Below are 16,896 nucleotides of genomic sequence, written 5' to 3' on the forward strand. Positions count from 1 at the left end.
GTATCCCTGCTTTCTCAAGAAAATTGCGCTAAGTAAACAATGTGGCGCAGGCGCATGCAAGCCAAGATGGCTAAAAATGCTCTTTAGTCTGGGCGTTAATGCGAATAGTTATTATCTGGCTATACTGAGGTGGCTCGCCAACGGGTTGTCACTCGTTGGCATACCCTTTCATTTCTAGGAATTGTGCTAAGGAGACCGTGATGGCAGGTGTTCGGATTGAAAAAGACTCAATGGGCCCCATCGAAGTACCCGCCGATCAGCTATGGGGTGCTCAGACTCAGCGTTCGTTGGAACATTTCCGTATCTCATCAGAAAAAATGCCTCCGTCGCTGATCCATGCGTTAGCGATGACCAAGCGTGCGGCAGCCAGCGTCAATATGGATCTGGGATTGCTGCCTGCAGAGCGGGGCAAGGCGATTATCCTGGCTGCCGATGAAGTGCTGGCGGACAAGCACCCCAATGAATTCCCATTGTCGATCTGGCAAACCGGTTCCGGCACCCAGACCAATATGAACATGAACGAAGTGCTGGCCAACCGTGCCAGCGAGTTGCTGGGGGGCGAACGTGGTGAAGCGCGGCGGGTCCACCCCAACGACGACGTCAACAAAAGCCAGAGCTCCAACGACGTTTTCCCTACCGCAATGCATGTGGCGGCGGTTATCGCGGTGCGCGAGCATCTGATCCCAGAGCTGAAGGCGCTGCACCGCACGCTGCATGCCAAGGCGGAAGCTTTCCACGATATCGTTAAAATCGGTCGCACCCATCTTCAAGATGCTACGCCACTGACGCTGGGCCAGGAAATCTCCGGCTGGGCGGCGATGTTGGAATATAACCTCAAACATATCGAAGCCAGCATCCCGCATCTCAGTGAGCTGGCCTTGGGGGGCACGGCCGTAGGGACTGGGCTGAATACTCATCCCGAATACGCGGTACGGGTGGCGAAGGCTTTGGTAGAACTGACCGGTCAGCCTTTTGTCACCGCGCCGAACAAGTTCGAAGCCCTGGCAACCTGCGATGCGCTGGTGCATGGCCACGGTGCCTTGAAGGGCTTGGCCGCCTCGTTGATGAAGATCGCCAACGATGTGCGCTGGCTGGCCTCTGGCCCACGCTGTGGCATCGGTGAAATTTCTATCCCTGAAAACGAACCAGGCAGCTCAATCATGCCGGGGAAGGTCAACCCAACGCAGTGTGAAGCAATGACCATGCTCTGTGCACAGGTGATGGGCAACGACGTGGCGGTGAACATTGGCGGCGCGTCCGGTAACTTTGAGCTGAACGTATTCCGCCCGCTGGTTATTCACAACTATCTGCAATCTATTCGTTTGCTGGCAGACGGCATGAGCGGCTTCAATGAGCACTGCGCTGTGGGGATTGAACCGAACCGCGAACGCATCGGCCAGTTGCTTAACGAGTCGCTGATGTTGGTTACCGCCTTGAATACCCATATCGGTTATGACAAGGCGGCGGAAATCGCCAAAAAGGCCCACAAGGAAGGATTAACCCTGAAAGCCTCGGCGCTGAAGTTGGGCTATCTGACCGAGCAGCAGTTTGACGAATGGGTACGGCCAGGGGAGATGGTCGGCAGCATGAGGAAATAACGCCAAAGGCCAGGTGCGGTGATAGCGCCTGGCAGCGCGGCTCAACCTTTCAGCAATGAAACCAACGCCCACGGATCCGCACGTTGGGTATAATCCGGGTTAACTTCGGCATAAATGATGTCACCGCCAGGCGCGATAACGAAGCGGGCAGGCATCGGCAATGTCCAACCACTTTCGTCGTTAAGCTTGGTCAGGTCGATACCTAAGCTGTTGGTGTACAGCTCGACAAGATCATCCGCCAACGCGAAACGTAAACCAAACTGTGCTGCCAGGCTATTGCCGCTATCCGTCAGCAAAGGAAACGTTAAGCCATGCGCTTGCTGCATTTGTAGGCCGTTAACCGGCAACTGTGGCGAGATGGCCACCAGGTTGGCACGGTCACGCAACTCAGGCAGAACGGCCTGCAGTGCCTGGAGATCCATATTGCAGTATGGGCACCATCCTCCCCGATAAAAACTGATGACCAGCGGTCCTTGCGCCAGCAATTGCCGGGAAGAGACTGGGTTACCCTGGGTATCCGGCAACGTAAACTCAGGGGCTCGATCTCCGACCGACAAGGCGTTGTTGGCCATTTCTGTACTGATAAGCTCGTCGATACCCTGACGCAAGAGTTCATGATCCGAGGGCGCAAGCTTGAAGGGCAGTTGGCCTGCTTCAAAAGCGGCCTTGAACGCGTCGAGCTGATCCTGAAGTTTCATGTTGTTCCTTAAGATAGCGAATGGACAGCAACCAGTTTGCCTATTGTCGTTGTATGGGGGTAGAGTGCGGTGATCACTAATGGTTATTCCAACGGGGAATGGCAGGATGGACAAGCTAGGCGACTATGCTACCTATATCAGCGTATTTGAGGCGGGATCGTTTTCCGTTGCGGCCCGGCGGCTTAACGTTGGTCAACCGGCGGTATCCAAGGCGATTGTCCGGTTGGAACAACAGCTGAATACGCGCTTGCTGCTTCGCTCCACTCACGGTTTACGGCCGACGGAAGCGGGGCAACAGCTCTATCTACGGGCCAAGCACATCTTGCATGAGGTCGCGGAAACCGAATCAGCCGTGTCAGGCGTGGCCGAGGTGTTGACCGGCCGGCTGCGGGTCGCTTCGTCTGCGGTGTTTTCCCGTATGATTGAATTGCCGGACTTGACTCGGTTTCTACACGACAACCCGGAGTTGGCAATGGATCTGCTGCTTGATGAAGGTGAGTTAGGGTTGATCGCTGAGGGGATCGATATCGCTTTGCGGATTGGTGATTTATCTGACTCCGGCTTTACCGCCCGCAAATTGGGCTCAGCAACACAACGAGTCATCGGGGCACCGTCGTATTTTGCCAGGGCAGGGATGCCCCAAATGCCACGGGAGTTGCTACAGCATGATATGGTGATCCATCACCGTGCTGGTGGCGCTGAGGAGTGGCTGTTCACCCATGAACAACAGCAGCAACAGGTCCGATTACAGGGCCGGGTGCGCGTGAGTGCTACCGAATGCTTACGTGAAATGGTGGTGGCTGGCTTTGGTGCGACGGTAGCCTGTGAAGGGCTGTTTCGTAGCGAATTACGTGAGGGTAAGGTGGTTGCCGTCTTGCCGCAATGGCAGCTACCGCCGTTGGCGATGTGGGCGGTGTTTCCCAGTGGGCACTTCATCTCGGCCAAGGCCCGTGCCTTTGCCGACTTTATTCAACAACTGCTGCAACGAGAGTAACCCATGTCCCGCACTCAACGCCTGCTCGATCTGATGCAGATCCTGCGCCGCCATCGTTACCCGGTCGCCGGGCATTCCCTGGCCGAAGAGCTGGGGATCAGTATGCGCACTTTATACCGTGATATTGCCACCTTGCAGCAACAGGGGGCGGATATTGTTGGCGAAGTGGGGATCGGTTATGTATTACGGCCGGGATTTATGCTGCCGCCGCTGATGTTCTCGCAAACTGAAATCGAGGCGCTGGTTCTGGGTATGCGCTGGGTGGAACGCCGGGGTGACAGCCAGCTTGCCGGCGCGGCGACCAATGCGTTGGCAAAAATTGCCGCCGTGTTGCCTGCGGAACTGCGTGAAGAGCTGGATGCCAATACGCTGCTGATCGGCCCGGTGCCTACCGCCTATGTGGCGGATGAGACCCTGGTGACGATCCGTGAAGCCATCCGTTTGGAGCGTAAAATCAAGGTGGAGTATCGGGATTATGCCGGTAATGGCAGTGAGCGTATCTTGTGGCCGTTTGCCATGGGCTACTTTGAACAGGTGCAGATCCTGATGGCCTGGTGCGAACTGCGCGGTTCGATACGCCATTTCCGCCTTGACCGTATTGGCCGGTTAACGCTGTTGGAGCACCGTTACCCGCGCGGCCGCCGGGCATTGATGAAGCTGTGGCGTGAAAGTGAGGGTATTGCCCAATGATCCTGCTGCCATAAACTGACAGTAGGGTGCACTAGAGTGACGTTATCAGGAGCCAGCCGGTTCCCATTCAGAGGATAACGTGATGACTACCCCAAGCATGACCATGATTTATGTCGACAGCCCAGAAAAAAGCGCCGAATTTTATCGCCAACTGTTGGGCACTGAACCTGTCGAGCAGTCTCCCACCTTTGCCTTATTTATCTTCAATAACGGTTTCAAACTGGGCATGTGGTCAAAACATACCGTAGAGCCTGCGCCAGCGACGACCGGTGGCGGCACAGAGATCTGCTTTATGTGTGAACAACCACAACAGGTCGATGCACTCTATCAACAGTGGCGGGATAAAGGGTTAACTATCGTGCAATCTCCGGTCGAGCTCGACTTCGGCTACACCTTTGTTGCGGCCGATCCTGATGGCCATCGTCTGCGTGTTTACAAGCTTAACGACGAGTAATTCTTTCACTGCTCGATTCGCCATGTAGGGCACACATGCTGTGCCCGTTCAACCAAATACCCCGATAAACTGATTTTACGCCCGTTAATTATTCCTCAATGTCGGTATACAGATGCAGGCGTTTCACCAGCAGGCGCAGCGGCTTAGCCTCCGGCTTATATTTGTGTTTTACCGCCGTCACGTCGTAATTGAGCAGTTCACCGATCTTCGGTACCTGTGCGCCCATCTCTGGTTGGCACAGGGCAATCAGCGGCAGCGGGCAGGGGTGCTGTACCTGTTTTTGCTGTGGTTGATACCAGACGCGCGCGATTGGCTGCACCTTTACCGGCCGTTTGATTTTCAGCATGGCGTTCTGCGGCAGGCGGCTGACGTCGTCAATTTCACGGCCCACCAACTCGGCCCACTGTTCGCGGTTGTAGGGCGGAACGGCGCGCCCGGCTTTCTGGCTTTTCTCTAATTGCGCCAGGATATCGTCGCGTTTCACCTTCTTGATGATGTGCTTGTTGGCCCAGCCAAAACGTACCGAGTCCGGGTTGGTGAGCAGGGTGATGGAGCGATAGGCGCTGAGGGTGATCAAACCGTGCAGGTGGGTGTGCACAAACTCAAAACGTTGCTCGGGGGCCAGGCCAGACTCTACGGTAATGATCTGTTCCAGCTCCGCCTTCAGCCGGTTGATCAGGGCGATCTGCTGTTGTAGCACCAGATACTCGGCTCGTTCGGTCTCAAGGCAAATGACACCGGGCAATCTTACCGCCGCCTTGCTGCTGATATGCTGGCGGTTGTGGTGGATAAACAGCCGTTGGTAGTGTTCCAGGGCAAGGTCACGGGCAGCCTGGCCCACATGTTGCTCCACGCTTATCTGTTCGATGGCGCTATGCTCCTTACCTTTCTCGATTTCTGGCAGGCTGAACACCCTTGCTGCCAGCAACCGCAACGGCTGGATTTGCTGGTGGAGTTGCGCCAATGCCTGTTCCAGCTCGCTAAAACGCGCATTCATTCTGCCGATCAGGCTGTACTTATCCATCATTACCTCGCATTTTAGTTACAACATACATTGTAGGGCAGTGTAACCAGGGTGGCAACTTCGGCCTCATCATCGTTATTAACAACGAGTGGTGCAAGCTAACTAGGGAGGTAAGGGTGACCCTTCCCAGAGCGGAAAGGGTCTAGAGGTTAAATACGCGCGGCTTCCGGCAATTTCTTCAGGTAGTGGCCAACCAGCAGGGCCAGCAACAGCATCACGCTGATAAAGGCAACTACGCCGCTCCAGCCAAAGTTATGCCAGAACACGCCGCCCAGCGTACCGGCAACGCTGGAACCCACGTAATAACAAAACAGATAGAGCGAAGAAGCCTGGCCTTTGGCCCGGCGTGCGCGGCGGCCAATCCAACTGCTGGCAACCGAATGGGCGGCAAAGAAACCGGCGGTGAACAGCATCATGCCAATAAAGATCACGGTGACAGGGGCCAGGGCGGTGATCAGTATCCCGATCAGCATAATGATAATGGACGCCAGCAGCACCGGGCCGCGGCCATATTTTGAGGTCAGGGCACCCGCTTTGGGGGAACTGTAAGAACCGGTGAGATACACCACCGACAACAGGCCTACAATTGCCTGGCTAAGATGATAAGGATCGCTCAGCAGGCGGTAGCCAATGTAGTTGAACATTGTCACAAAGCTGCCCATCAGCAGGAAACCTTCGGCAAACAGCAGCGGCAGCCCCTTATCGTGCCAATGCAGCTTAAAGTTAATCAGCAACGTCCTTGGCCGTAATGAACTGGCACGGAAGTGCTTGGAGGCAGGCAGAATGCGCCAGAACATGCAAGCCGCCGCCAGGGCGAACACTCCAATCACCGCCAGCGAGATCCGCCAGGAGAAGAAATCGGTGAGCACCCCGGTCACCAGGCGCCCACTCATCCCACCGATCGAGTTGCCGCTGATATAAAGGCCCATAGAAAAGGCCACGAAGCTCGGGTGGATCTCTTCGCTCAGATAGGTCATACCGACTGCCGCAACCCCGCTCAGAGAAAGCCCAATCAGCGCTCGCATCACCAAGATGCCGTGCCAACTGGTCATGAAGGCACAAATCAGCGTACAGATCGCCGCCAACAGCAGGGCCACCACCATCACCGACTTACGGCCGATAGCATCTGACAGCGGGCCGGTAAACATCAGGCCGATGGCCAACATCCCAGTGGAGAAGGAAAGGGAAAGGCTGCTCTCCGCTGGGGAGATGCCAAAATCTTGCGAAAGCACCGGCAAGATCGGTTGCACACAGTACAGCAGCGCAAAGGTAGCCAGCCCGGCAGAGAACAGCGCCAAGGTCACACGCATAAACTGCGGTGTACCGCGTTCGATGTAGGGGAGTTTATTCAGCGTGGTGCGTTTGGTTGTTGGGGCACTGTCAGGGGCTGGCAGCGTTTTTGGCATACTGGCCGCAGAACGCGAAGCGGTTGTCACAGCGGTTCCTTACCGGGTTCGGGAGATGAAAAATACGTCTTGAATCACAAAATCATAGGGAGCTGTCAGTTTTTTGTCTAATATATTAATCATCCTAATTAAGATGTTTAAAGTATGAATATCGAGCTCAGACATTTGCGTTACTTTGTCGCCGTCGCCGAAGAGTTGCATTTTGGCCGGGCTGCAGAACGGCTACGGATTTCCCAGCCGCCCCTTAGCCAACAAATCCAGGCACTCGAGGATATGGTGGGTGCGCGTTTGCTTGCGCGCAATAACCGTAACGTCAGCCTGACCCAGGCGGGTGAGATGTTCTTGAAAGAAGCCTATCAGGTGCTTGCCCAGGTCAACCGGGCAGCAGAGAAGGCGGCGCGCCTGGAGCGTGGCGAACTGGGTGAACTGACGATTGGCTTTACCTCTTCGGCTCCGTTTATCAGCGTAGTTTCCCGTAGTTTGCGAGCTTTTCGCCTGTTATCACCGGATGTGCATATCAAAATGCGCGAGGTGAACACCAAGCAACAGCTTGAGCCGCTGCTCAACGGTGACCTTGATCTTGGCGTGATGCGCAATACCCGCTTGCCGGACGCGCTGCAGCATCAGTTGTTATTACGCGAGCCCTTGCTTGCCGTGGTGCCGAATGGCCATCCGCTAACCCAAAAGGTACCGGGCACGCTGCGTTTCAGCGATTTAGCCCAGGAACCCTTTGTGTTCTTTTCCCGTGAAGTGGGCACCGCGCTGTACGACGAAATTCTGGCATTGCTGGCCAATGCCGGGATCGCGCCTTACATCACGCAAGAAGTGGGGGAAGCGATGACCATTATCGGCCTGGTCGCAGCCGGGTTAGGGATTTCCATTTTGCCGATGTCCTTTGGCCGGGTGAAGATCGATGGGGTGACCTATCTCCCGTTAGCCGAGCCGGAGGCGATGACCGAGGTCTGGTTGGTACATCATCGCAGCAGGCCGTTATCGGCAGCGGCCAAGGCGTTAATGGCGCTGATGCTCGAGCCCAAAGCTGTGTAAATAAGAGGCGTTTTTAGCGGAAAGCTCGGTGAATTTGTGCTGTTAATCACATAACGAATCAAATAGTTGACGCTGTATTCCAAAAGCCCCACCATAGCCCCTAATCTTTATTTAGAAGCGCGAAAAATAGCAGGAGCGGGTGTGTGATTGCGGATGGGCAGCCTGGGCATATTGATCAGATCAAGCAAACCAATGCAGGGGCAGTTTACCGGCTGATAGATCGGCTGGGACCGATTTCGCGCATCGAATTATCCAAACGGGCACAGCTGGCGCCTGCCAGTATTACCAAGATAGTACGTGAACTGCTCGAAGCGCATCTGGTTAAAGAAACCGAATATCAGGAAGTGGGCAGCCGTGGCCGACCGGCCGTTGGCCTGGTGCTGGACACCGAAGCCTGGCATTACCTCTCTGCACGCATCAGCCGAGGCACCATTACCCTGGCGCTGCGCGATCTCAGTAGCAAGATGGTGGTTGAAGAACTGCTGCCGTTAAAAGCCGAACATCCCGAGCCTTTATTACAGCGCATCGTTAGTGAAGTAGAGCAGTTCTTTATCCGCCACCAAAGCAAACTGGAACGTTTAACCGCCATCGCCATTACGCTACCCGGCATGATTGATACCGCCGCGGGTATTGTTCACCGCATGCCGTTTTATGACGTCAACGAAATGGCGTTGGGACCAGCGCTAGAGACACTGACAGGCCTACCGGTTTATGTTCAGCATGATATCTGTGCCTGGACGATGGCAGAGGCGCTGTATGGCGCATCCCGTGGCAGCCATAACGTCATTCAGGTCGTCATCGATCATAACGTCGGCGCAGGGGTGATCACCAATGGACGCGTACTGCATGCGGGCAGCAGCAGCGTGGTGGAGATAGGTCACACACAGGTCGATCCATATGGTAAACGCTGCTATTGCGGCAACCATGGTTGCCTGGAAACGGTCGCCAGCATTGAAAACATGTTGGAAATTGCCCAGCAACGTCTGGGAGGTTCGATGTCCTCCATGCTGCATGGCGCACCATTGACCGTGGAATCGCTGTGCGATGCGGCTTTGGCTGGCGATCAGTTAGCCAAAGATATTATTCTTGGCGTCGGGCACAGCGTCGGGCGCATCGTGGCGATCATGGTCAACCTGTTCAACCCGGAAAAAATCCTGGTAGGTTCACCGTTGAACCGTGCCGCAGAAATCCTGCATCCGGCGATTGCTTCCTGCATTCGTCAGCAATCCTTGCCTGCTTACAGCGAGCATGTTCAGGTTGAATCCACCCAGTTCTTCAACCAAGGCACCATGCCGGGAGCCGCACTGGTGAAAGAAGCCATGTATAACGGTTCTTTGTTGGTGAAGTTGCTACAAGGTTGATTTAGCTGTCTTCTTTCACGCTGTGGCGTTAACTGCACGGGAATTGGCTCCCAAAACTACACTTCCAGTCTCTCGTTGGCGGGTTTGCGTTTTCGACCGATCCTAAGAGCTTCAAGGACCAGTGAGAATGCTGGAGAAGGCTGTTTACGACTGGGATAATACAGGTAGTAGCCGGGGAAGGGCTTGCACCATTGCTCCAGCACACGCACCAGATGACCTTCTTTAATATGTGTTCCAAATTCTTCCTCTGGCAAAAAAGCAATCCCGTGTCCTGCAAGCGCCGCAGCAACAATATGTTCAGAGGTATTGAAAATGAGCTGTCCGCTGACGCGAACATTAAGATCCCCCTCATCCTGATCAAAATCCCAGATATACAACCCCCCAGACCTGACCATTCGTTGATTTATGCACCTGTGTTGCGTCAACTCATGGGGGTGTTGGGTACAGGATAACGTGAAAAATAGCCCGGAGATGCCACTGCGGCCATACGTAATTTGGGTCCGATGGGTACCGCTATCATGTCTTTATCAATGGTGTCACCCAGTCGAACGCCCGCATCAAAACGATCTGCCACGATATCGCGAAAACCATGGTTCGCGTCGAACTCGATATTAATATCCGGGTACTCATGCAACAGCGGGGTCAGCTTTGGCAGCAGGGTACTGTGTAAAACATTTGGCCCGCAGGTTATGCGGACTGTACCTGCAGGCTTATCGCGCAGCTCGGTCAGCATATCCAGTTCAGCTTCAATCTCATCGATGCGATTACCTATAGCCAGTAGCAAACGCTCCCCGGCGGAAGTTGGTGATACGCTACGGGTGGTACGCGTCAGCAGGCGAATTTGCATACGTTCTTCAAGTGCGGAAATTGCCTGGCTGAGTGCAGGCTGCGTTACGCCCAGCTGAGCTGCAGCACGGGTAAAGCTGCTTTCACGTGCGACCGTGACAAAATAGAGCAGGTCGTTCAGGTTGCGTTTCATCAGGTATGGCCCGTTTCATTAATAAGCTACAGTTATAAACCTATTAAGCATTCATTAGCTAGTAATGATGCGCCCTGAGTGTAAAATTTCCAGCAACAGATTATTAAGCGATGGCAGATAAACGCTGTTGCTCTTTTCATTTTTACTTTCCTGACGTTATTCCTGCGAATAGCGTTCGACCGCGGTTTACCTGAAAACTGCCGGGGATTATTCGGGAGCAGCAATTTATGCCCATATTGTCGAACGATCTATCACTTCACAAAGAACGCGCGTACTGGAGCGGAGTTTTCGCCATGACGTTGTGCGTCTTTGCGCTCATTGCTTCGGAATTTATGCCTGTCAGTCTGCTGACGCCCATATCGGGAGATCTAGGCGTCAGCGAAGGGCTGGTTGGGCAGGGGATCGCTATTTCCGGCGTGTTTGCGGTACTGACGAGTCTCTCCATTTCTACACTGGCCGGAGGTCTCAATCGCAAGACATTACTGTTGAGCATGACTGCGTTGATGGCGTTTTCCGGGGCTATTATCGCGCTAGCGCCCAGTTATCTTATTTATATGGTTGGCCGTGCCCTGATTGGTATTGCTATTGGTGGGTTCTGGTCTTTATCAGCCGCTACTGCTCTTCGCCTGGTTCCGCAACACCAGGTTCCAAGTGCGCTGGCCATTTTTAACGGGGGTAACGCGTTGGCAACCGTTATAGCCGCACCACTGGGTAGTTATCTGGGCTCGGTCATCGGTTGGCGAGGCGCATTCTTTTGCCTTGTTCCGATTGGGGTGATTGTTTTTATCTGGCAGTGGTTCAGCCTGCCTGCAATGACGGCTGATAAAAGCGATAAGCGTACCGGTGTTTTTCGTCTTTTGGCTAACCCGCTTGTGGCTATGGGGCTTGCGGCCTGCGGATTGTTCTTTATGGGCCAATTTGCTTTGTTTACTTATCTACGTCCGTTCCTTGAGAGGGTAACGCAGGTAGATATCACCACGTTGTCGCTTATTTTACTGACAATCGGAGTTGCTGGCTTTATGGGAACCCTGGTGATTAGCGCATTTCTGGCATCAGGTTTTTACCCCACACTTATTGCCATCCCTTTGCTAATGGCCGCTATTGCCGGATCACTGATCGCCTTTGGTCACAGTATCTGGATCGTTGCAACACTGCTTGGTTTATGGGGCTTAATCGCCACAGCTGCGCCCACAGGTTGGTGGACGTGGATCGCCAGAACATTGCCGGAGGATGCGGAAGCTGGCGGTGGCCTGATGGTTGCCATAGTACAACTGTCCATCGCATTGGGCTCCACAATCGGCGGGTTAGCATTTGACCATAGCGGTTATCAAAGCACCTTCACCATCAGCGGCATTTTGTTAGTGATAGCAGCCGCCCTGGCGTTATTGACGTCACGTAAAGATATCCACCAAACCCAATGAGGAATTCTCTGATGAGAAAATTTACCATGCTGTTAGGGCTGTTAATCAGTTCATTTGCGGCAGTTGGCGCCGATATGTCTAACGGAGCCGATAATTTTTACAAAAGCGATAAGGTCACCCAGCAAAAGGTGACCTTTAAAAACCAGTATCAGATGAATGTGGTCGGCAATCTGTTTATACCGAAAGGGATGGATCAGAATGCGCAAAACCCGGCGATTGTCATTGGCCATCCGATGGGGGCGGTAAAAGAACAAAGCTCAAATCTGTATGCCCAGAAACTGGCAGAACAAGGGTTTGTGACGTTGGCAATTGATCTTTCCTTCTGGGGAGAAAGTGAAGGAAAACCCGGCCATCTTATTTCTCCGGAAATTTATGCGGATGATTTCAGTGCCGCAGTCGATTACCTGAATACTCAACCTTACGTTAATCCGGAGAAAATTGGCGTGCTGGGTATTTGCGGTAGCGGGAGCTTCGTTATCAGTGCTGCAAAAATTGACCCGAGAATGAAGGCCGTGGCCACGGTTAGTATGTATGACATGGGGGCTGCTTTCCGCCAAGGGCTTCATCATTCCGTTACGCCTGAACAGCGTAAAGCATTCATTAAATCTGCAATAGAACAACGAGCTGTTGAGTTTAATGGCGGAGACATTGCTTATATCCCAGGTACCGTTAACCAGCTTGATGATTCAACGCCGGCAATTCAACGAGAATTCTTCGATTTCTATCGCACACCGCGAGGAAGTTATACACCACAGGGTGAGAAAGAAGAGCTGACAACCAAACCGATGTTGAGCAGCATTGGGAAGTTCATGAACTTCTATCCGTTCAACGATATTGAAACGATCTCGCCACGCGCGATGCTGTTCATCACCGGCGATCGGGCGCATTCGAAAGAATTTAGTGAAGATGCTTACAAACGTGCCGGACAGCCAAAGGAGTTGTACATAGTGCCAGGGGCAGGCCATGTCGATCTGTATGACCGTAGCGACATGATCCCTTTTGCCAAGCTGACGTCGTTCTTTAAGGCTAACCTCAAATAATGTCCAAAGCCGCATCCTGACGGGTGTGGCTACTCTTTTCTGGGTTTATCGTATGAAATATCAGAGCACCTTAATACCGGGTCTGCTGCTGGCTTGTACTTTTGCAGGTCATGCCGACATGAACATTAACCCGTCCCTAAAGGAGAGCCCGATGACGGTTAAAATGAATATTGATGACCAACAATTTGAGGTCAAACTTCACGACAATCCAGCGGCTAAAGCATTTGTTAATACTTTACCATTGCAACTTGGCATGGAAGAGTTGAATGGTAATGAGATATTTGCCGACCTTCCTCATAAGTTGCCTTCAAGCCCTGTACGGCCAGGGACCATTCATGCAGGCGATCTCATGTTGTACGGTACGCAAACGTTAGTGTTGTTCTATGCATCATTTGAGTCTTCCTACCGCTATACCCCCATCGGGAAAGTCATTCATCCAGAACACCTCCCCACTAGGGTGGACAAAAAGAAAATAGGAGTCAGGTTCCACGACGATTAAAACAACGGTAGTTAGAACCCCGAGTCATGCCGGTACGAGGCACTTGGTGCCACAAAAAATGTGTGCGCTTTCGTTCCATTGACCTTGATACCCCTTATCAGAGTTTCTTATTATTTACCGCCAAAAGATTGAGCTACCTCAAGCCCCCGTTGAGTTGCATCCCCTAGACTTTTCCCGTAGGACGACTCTCGTCGTGATTTACGGCGATTTTTTAGGTTAACGAGGCATTTCAAGGCAATCTATTCATGTTAAAGCGTTTATTTGTTACAGGCACGGATACCGACGTAGGTAAGACTGTGGTTTCCCGTGGTTTATTACAGGCTTTCGCCGCGCAAGGTCGCTCAGTGGCGGGTTATAAGCCCATTGCGGCACGCTGCCAGGAAACCAGTGAAGGCATCCGCAATCGAGACGCTTTAGTTTTACAGGCCTCTTCCTCACTGCCGCTGTCCTATGACGAAATCAATCCGATCACCTGTCTGGATGAGGTGTTCCATGCCCATGCAACTCAGGATATTGATTACGGACTGATGAGCCGTGGTTTGCATCATCTCGCCGCCAAGGCCGACACGGTAGTGGTAGAGGGCAGCGGCGGCTGGCGGGTATTGATGAACGATCTCCGTCCTTATGCCGAGTGGGTGGTACAGGAACAACTGCCGGTTATCCTGGTGGTCGGGATCAAACTGGGCTGTGTCAGCCATGCGCTATTGACCGCACAGGCAATTATTAACGATGGCTTACCATTGCTAGGCTGGGTGGCTAATCGAATCAACCCCGGTTTAGCCCACTATGCAGAAACTATCGATGCGATGCAGCAGCGTATTCCGGCTCCATTGCTGGGTGAGATCCCATATCTGCCGCGTGCGGAACAACGTGAGCTGGCACAATATCTGGACGTTTCGCAGCTGGTTGACCGTTACGCATTGTGATAAACCGACTGTGGGCGTAGCCCGCGAGCAATGGTAGTGGCGATAACGCAAGCCAACAGAATGCCTGGCAGCAGGGTGTATTCCCCGGTCATCTCAAACACCATTAATGCCGCCATAATGGGCGCATGAGTGGTGGCAGCCAGCAATGTCGCCATACCGGTCAGTGCCAGCAGAATGGGCACTGCATTACCCAGCTCTGGCCACAGACCAAACATCTGGCCCACTACCGAGCCCAACGCGGCCCCCACGAATAACGTCGGCGTGAACACGCCACCAGGTGCGCCTGACCCACTACTGGCCAACAGGGCTAACAGTTTGCAAATCAGGATCGCACTGACCAGCAGCATCCCTGGTGGTGCCGAGAGTAGAGACTGCACCACGCTATAGCCATTTCCCCAGACTTCGGGATACAACAGGGAAAGTAATCCGACGATCAGCCCGCCAAGCGCCAGCTGTAATGGCGGTATGAGGTTGAGCGAGCGAAATGCCCGGCCGCTGGCCGCCATCGCCCACAGAAACAGCGGGCCACAAACTCCTGCCAGTATGCCCACCAAGGCCATTAACAGATACTGCACCGGCCAGGGAGCAGCAAGCGGCTCCACGATGTAGAGCGGAGCCTGGACACCGTTCAGCAGATTGGTCATCAGCAGCGCGCTCACGGCGGCTATCACTACCGGGCCAAGCGAGGCCAGCATCAGCGAACCAAACAGGATCTCCGCGATAAACAGGCTACCCGCCAGCGGGGCATGATAGGCGCTAGCCATCCCAGCTGCGGCAGCGCAAGCCACCCACAATTTCCATTCTTTCGCCGGGGTAAAGCTCTGGGCAAATACCGAACCTACCAACGCCCCCAGCAGGATCATCGCCCCCTCGCGGCCAATGGTGCTACCGCTGGAAACCACCAACAGCGAGGCCAGGCATTTTATCAGGCTGGCGTTAACGGCCAATCGTCCGTCACCAGCTTCAATCGCTTCCATATAATCTGTTGGAGCGATGGGCTTTTGATGTTGGTAACGCTGGTAGATCCACAACAAAAAGCCAGCGGCCAATCCACCCAATGCTGGCGTCAACGCTCTCCGCCATCCGGGCAGTGCAGCGGCAGCGGCCACCAAACTGCCTTCATCGTGATCCAGCAACAACCATTCAAGCCCGAACATGGCACGGTGAAATAACCACACGGCCAGCGCAGCACAAATGCCGAGCAGGATGGCAATAAACAGATGGCGCAGCAGGGCGCGATAGTGGTGCAGAGGGACCAATTGATTCATGTGTCGGCAGATGATGAAGAATAAGAGGTTCAGGTGGGCATTGTGCTTGTCTACCCACCTGAAAACCAGAGAATCTTTATCAGAACCCTGGCGTTGCGGCTACCGTATCAACCGCCCGGGGGCGTGGCAGGCTGATATTTACCGCTCATGCCTTCCAGCAGCGCGACCAGATCCTTGATATCGCTTTCTGGTAGGGTAACGCCGACCTGATAGGTCAGCATATCCTTGACCGCCTGATGCAGCGAAGTCACGCTGCCGTCGTGGAAGTAAGGGGCAGTTTGGGCGATGTTTCGTAGCGTCGGGGTTTTGAAGCGGTGACGATCGCTATCATTTTTAGTGACATTGTAACGTCCAAGGTCGGCCTCGGTGGGGTTACCGCGAGCGGTAAAGTAATCTGCTTTCAGCCCCATTACCTCATAGGACTGGCCCCCAAGGTTGACCCCGGTATGGCAGGTGCCACATTTGTTTTGCTGGAACAGTTGATAGCCGTGTTTTTGCTGCGCCGTCAGGGCGTCTCTATCGCCTTTCAGGTAACGGTCAAACGGGCTATCTGGCGTGATCAGCGTCTTTTCGAACTCGGCAATGGCGTCGGTAATGTTATCGCCGGTGAAGCCGTTAGCATAGACGCGCCGGAAATCGGCCTTCAGCAAGGCGTCCTGATCCAGTTTAGCGATGATTTCATCCCAGGATTCGGAGGCCATCTCGATCGGGTTCATCGGCGGGCCACCAGCCTGGGCCTGTAAATCTGCCGCTCGACCATCCCAGAACTGCGCCATATTGAAGGCCGCATTAAACACCGTCGGTGCGTTGATTGGCCCAACCTGATCGCCAACCCCCAACGATGAGACGCGACCGTCCACGCCACCTTCGCCCAGCTTATGGCAGTGGGCACATGAGATGCTGTTATCTTTCGATAGGCGCGGATCGTGGAACAACCGGAAGCCCAGCGCCACTTTTTGAGGATCGGTAGGTAGCGAGGATGGCACCGGCTGTAAGGCGGCACCACGTAGTTCGGCTGGCGTTTCTGGCAAAGTGTAGAACTGTTCGCGTTGTTGACGGACCCAGCTCAGTAGTTCATTACGATCGCCGTCGCTGACGTTTCCGGCCCAGTGGACCATCTTATACAGTGGCGGTGGCATCTCCTGGTTTTGCAGCACGGCTTCCAGCTTGGCCAGATCGACTTCAGGTACCGCGGTTTTTTGTTGCAGAGCAGTGCGGGTAGCATCGAGGTTAAAATGCTGATTTCCACTGAGGATATCCTGCGCCATAATTTGTTTGGCGATCGGCAACTCGGCATAGAAGGGAAGCTGAGCCGAGTTGGAGTGGCAATAGTCGCAGCCATTGCGGGTTAACAGGGTATCGATTTGATTGCTGGCAACGACGGGGTTACGCTGTTGATCGTAATGGTAGACATAGCCGACGGTCCCCAAATAGCCGACGACGGCGGTAACGGCACATCCCAGAATAATTTTTTTAATCATGTTCTCGCTC

General features: G+C 53.8%; 15 protein-coding genes and 1 pseudogene. 10 read left to right on the forward strand and 6 right to left on the reverse strand.

Going from position 1 to position 16,896, the window contains the following annotated elements; all coding sequences use genetic code 11:
- Positions 1–200 precede the first annotated feature (200 nt).
- Positions 201–1,598 carry a class II fumarate hydratase gene (fumC, locus tag D9980_RS06505; RefSeq protein ID WP_121606766.1) on the forward strand — a complete coding sequence of 466 codons (1,398 nt, stop codon included), beginning with the start codon at positions 201–203 and terminating at the stop codon, positions 1,596–1,598.
- 41 nt (positions 1,599–1,639) lie between these two features.
- Here fumC and D9980_RS06510 read toward each other — a convergent pair whose 3' ends face one another.
- Positions 1,640–2,296, reverse strand: a complete 657-nt coding sequence (locus D9980_RS06510; RefSeq protein WP_121606767.1) for a peroxiredoxin-like family protein — start codon at positions 2,294–2,296, stop codon at positions 1,640–1,642.
- A 106-nt stretch (positions 2,297–2,402) separates the two neighbouring features.
- On the opposite strand from D9980_RS06510, the gene D9980_RS06515 reads away from it, so the two are divergent.
- The 3 genes from D9980_RS06515 (at position 2,403) to D9980_RS06525 (ending at position 4,434) form a co-directional block, all read left to right on the forward strand.
- The gene (locus tag D9980_RS06515; protein ID WP_121606768.1) at positions 2,403–3,290 is read left to right on the forward strand and encodes a LysR family transcriptional regulator; all 888 of its coding nucleotides are present in this window, start codon (positions 2,403–2,405) and stop codon (positions 3,288–3,290) included.
- Positions 3,291–3,293: 3 nt separating this feature from the next.
- The gene (locus D9980_RS06520) at positions 3,294–3,980 is read left to right on the forward strand and encodes a YafY family protein (RefSeq protein ID WP_121606769.1); all 687 of its coding nucleotides are present in this window, start codon (positions 3,294–3,296) and stop codon (positions 3,978–3,980) included.
- Positions 3,981–4,062: 82 nt separating this feature from the next.
- On the forward strand, positions 4,063–4,434 hold the full coding sequence (locus D9980_RS06525) for a VOC family protein (protein WP_121606770.1): 372 nt from the start codon (positions 4,063–4,065) through the stop codon (positions 4,432–4,434).
- Between the two features lie 88 nt (positions 4,435–4,522).
- On the opposite strand, the gene tus is transcribed toward D9980_RS06525, so the two are convergent.
- Together tus and D9980_RS06535 are read right to left on the reverse strand one after the other, a co-directional pair.
- Positions 4,523–5,458, reverse strand: coding sequence for a DNA replication terminus site-binding protein (gene tus / locus D9980_RS06530; protein WP_121608968.1), 936 nt, complete (start codon positions 5,456–5,458; stop codon positions 4,523–4,525).
- 149 nt (positions 5,459–5,607) lie between these two features.
- Positions 5,608–6,864 carry an MFS transporter gene (locus tag D9980_RS06535; protein WP_202727424.1) on the reverse strand — a complete coding sequence of 419 codons (1,257 nt, stop codon included), beginning with the start codon at positions 6,862–6,864 and terminating at the stop codon, positions 5,608–5,610.
- A 144-nt stretch (positions 6,865–7,008) separates the two neighbouring features.
- Between D9980_RS06535 and D9980_RS06540 the strand changes: the two genes are divergently transcribed.
- Positions 7,009–7,911, forward strand: a complete 903-nt coding sequence (locus D9980_RS06540; RefSeq protein ID WP_121606772.1) for a LysR family transcriptional regulator — start codon at positions 7,009–7,011, stop codon at positions 7,909–7,911.
- A 143-nt stretch (positions 7,912–8,054) separates the two neighbouring features.
- Complete coding sequence (locus tag D9980_RS06545) at positions 8,055–9,272, forward strand: ROK family transcriptional regulator (RefSeq protein ID WP_024486678.1); 1,218 nt, start codon at positions 8,055–8,057, stop codon at positions 9,270–9,272.
- A gap of 56 nt (positions 9,273–9,328) precedes the next feature.
- Here the strand turns inward: D9980_RS06545 and D9980_RS06550 are convergent.
- Positions 9,329–10,251: pseudogene (locus D9980_RS06550) on the reverse strand (LysR family transcriptional regulator).
- Positions 10,252–10,544: 293 nt separating this feature from the next.
- Here D9980_RS06550 and D9980_RS06555 point away from each other — a divergent pair.
- The 4 genes from D9980_RS06555 (at position 10,545) to bioD (ending at position 14,137) form a co-directional block, all read left to right on the forward strand.
- The gene (locus D9980_RS06555) at positions 10,545–11,672 is read left to right on the forward strand and encodes an MFS transporter (RefSeq protein WP_370454297.1); all 1,128 of its coding nucleotides are present in this window, start codon (positions 10,545–10,547) and stop codon (positions 11,670–11,672) included.
- Between the two features lie 11 nt (positions 11,673–11,683).
- Positions 11,684–12,712 carry an alpha/beta hydrolase gene (locus D9980_RS06560; protein ID WP_121606774.1) on the forward strand — a complete coding sequence of 343 codons (1,029 nt, stop codon included), beginning with the start codon at positions 11,684–11,686 and terminating at the stop codon, positions 12,710–12,712.
- Positions 12,713–12,764: 52 nt separating this feature from the next.
- Complete coding sequence (locus D9980_RS06565) at positions 12,765–13,211, forward strand: cyclophilin-like fold protein (RefSeq protein WP_202913977.1); 447 nt, start codon at positions 12,765–12,767, stop codon at positions 13,209–13,211.
- A 245-nt stretch (positions 13,212–13,456) separates the two neighbouring features.
- Positions 13,457–14,137 carry a dethiobiotin synthase gene (bioD, locus tag D9980_RS06570; protein WP_065686166.1) on the forward strand — a complete coding sequence of 227 codons (681 nt, stop codon included), beginning with the start codon at positions 13,457–13,459 and terminating at the stop codon, positions 14,135–14,137.
- Here the strand turns inward: bioD and clcB are convergent.
- Both clcB and D9980_RS06580 read right to left on the reverse strand, forming a co-directional pair.
- Positions 14,125–15,405, reverse strand: coding sequence for a voltage-gated ClC-type chloride channel ClcB (gene clcB, locus D9980_RS06575; protein WP_121606776.1), 1,281 nt, complete (start codon positions 15,403–15,405; stop codon positions 14,125–14,127). The two genes, bioD and clcB, sit on opposite strands and share 13 nt — an antisense overlap.
- Positions 15,406–15,512: 107 nt before the next feature.
- The gene (locus D9980_RS06580) at positions 15,513–16,883 is read right to left on the reverse strand and encodes a cytochrome-c peroxidase (protein WP_370454329.1); all 1,371 of its coding nucleotides are present in this window, start codon (positions 16,881–16,883) and stop codon (positions 15,513–15,515) included.
- Positions 16,884–16,896 lie beyond the last annotated feature (13 nt).

The organism is Serratia sp. 3ACOL1 (assembly GCF_003668775.1).
In the GTDB taxonomy this organism is placed as follows: Bacteria; Pseudomonadota; Gammaproteobacteria; order Enterobacterales; family Enterobacteriaceae; genus Chania; species Chania fonticola.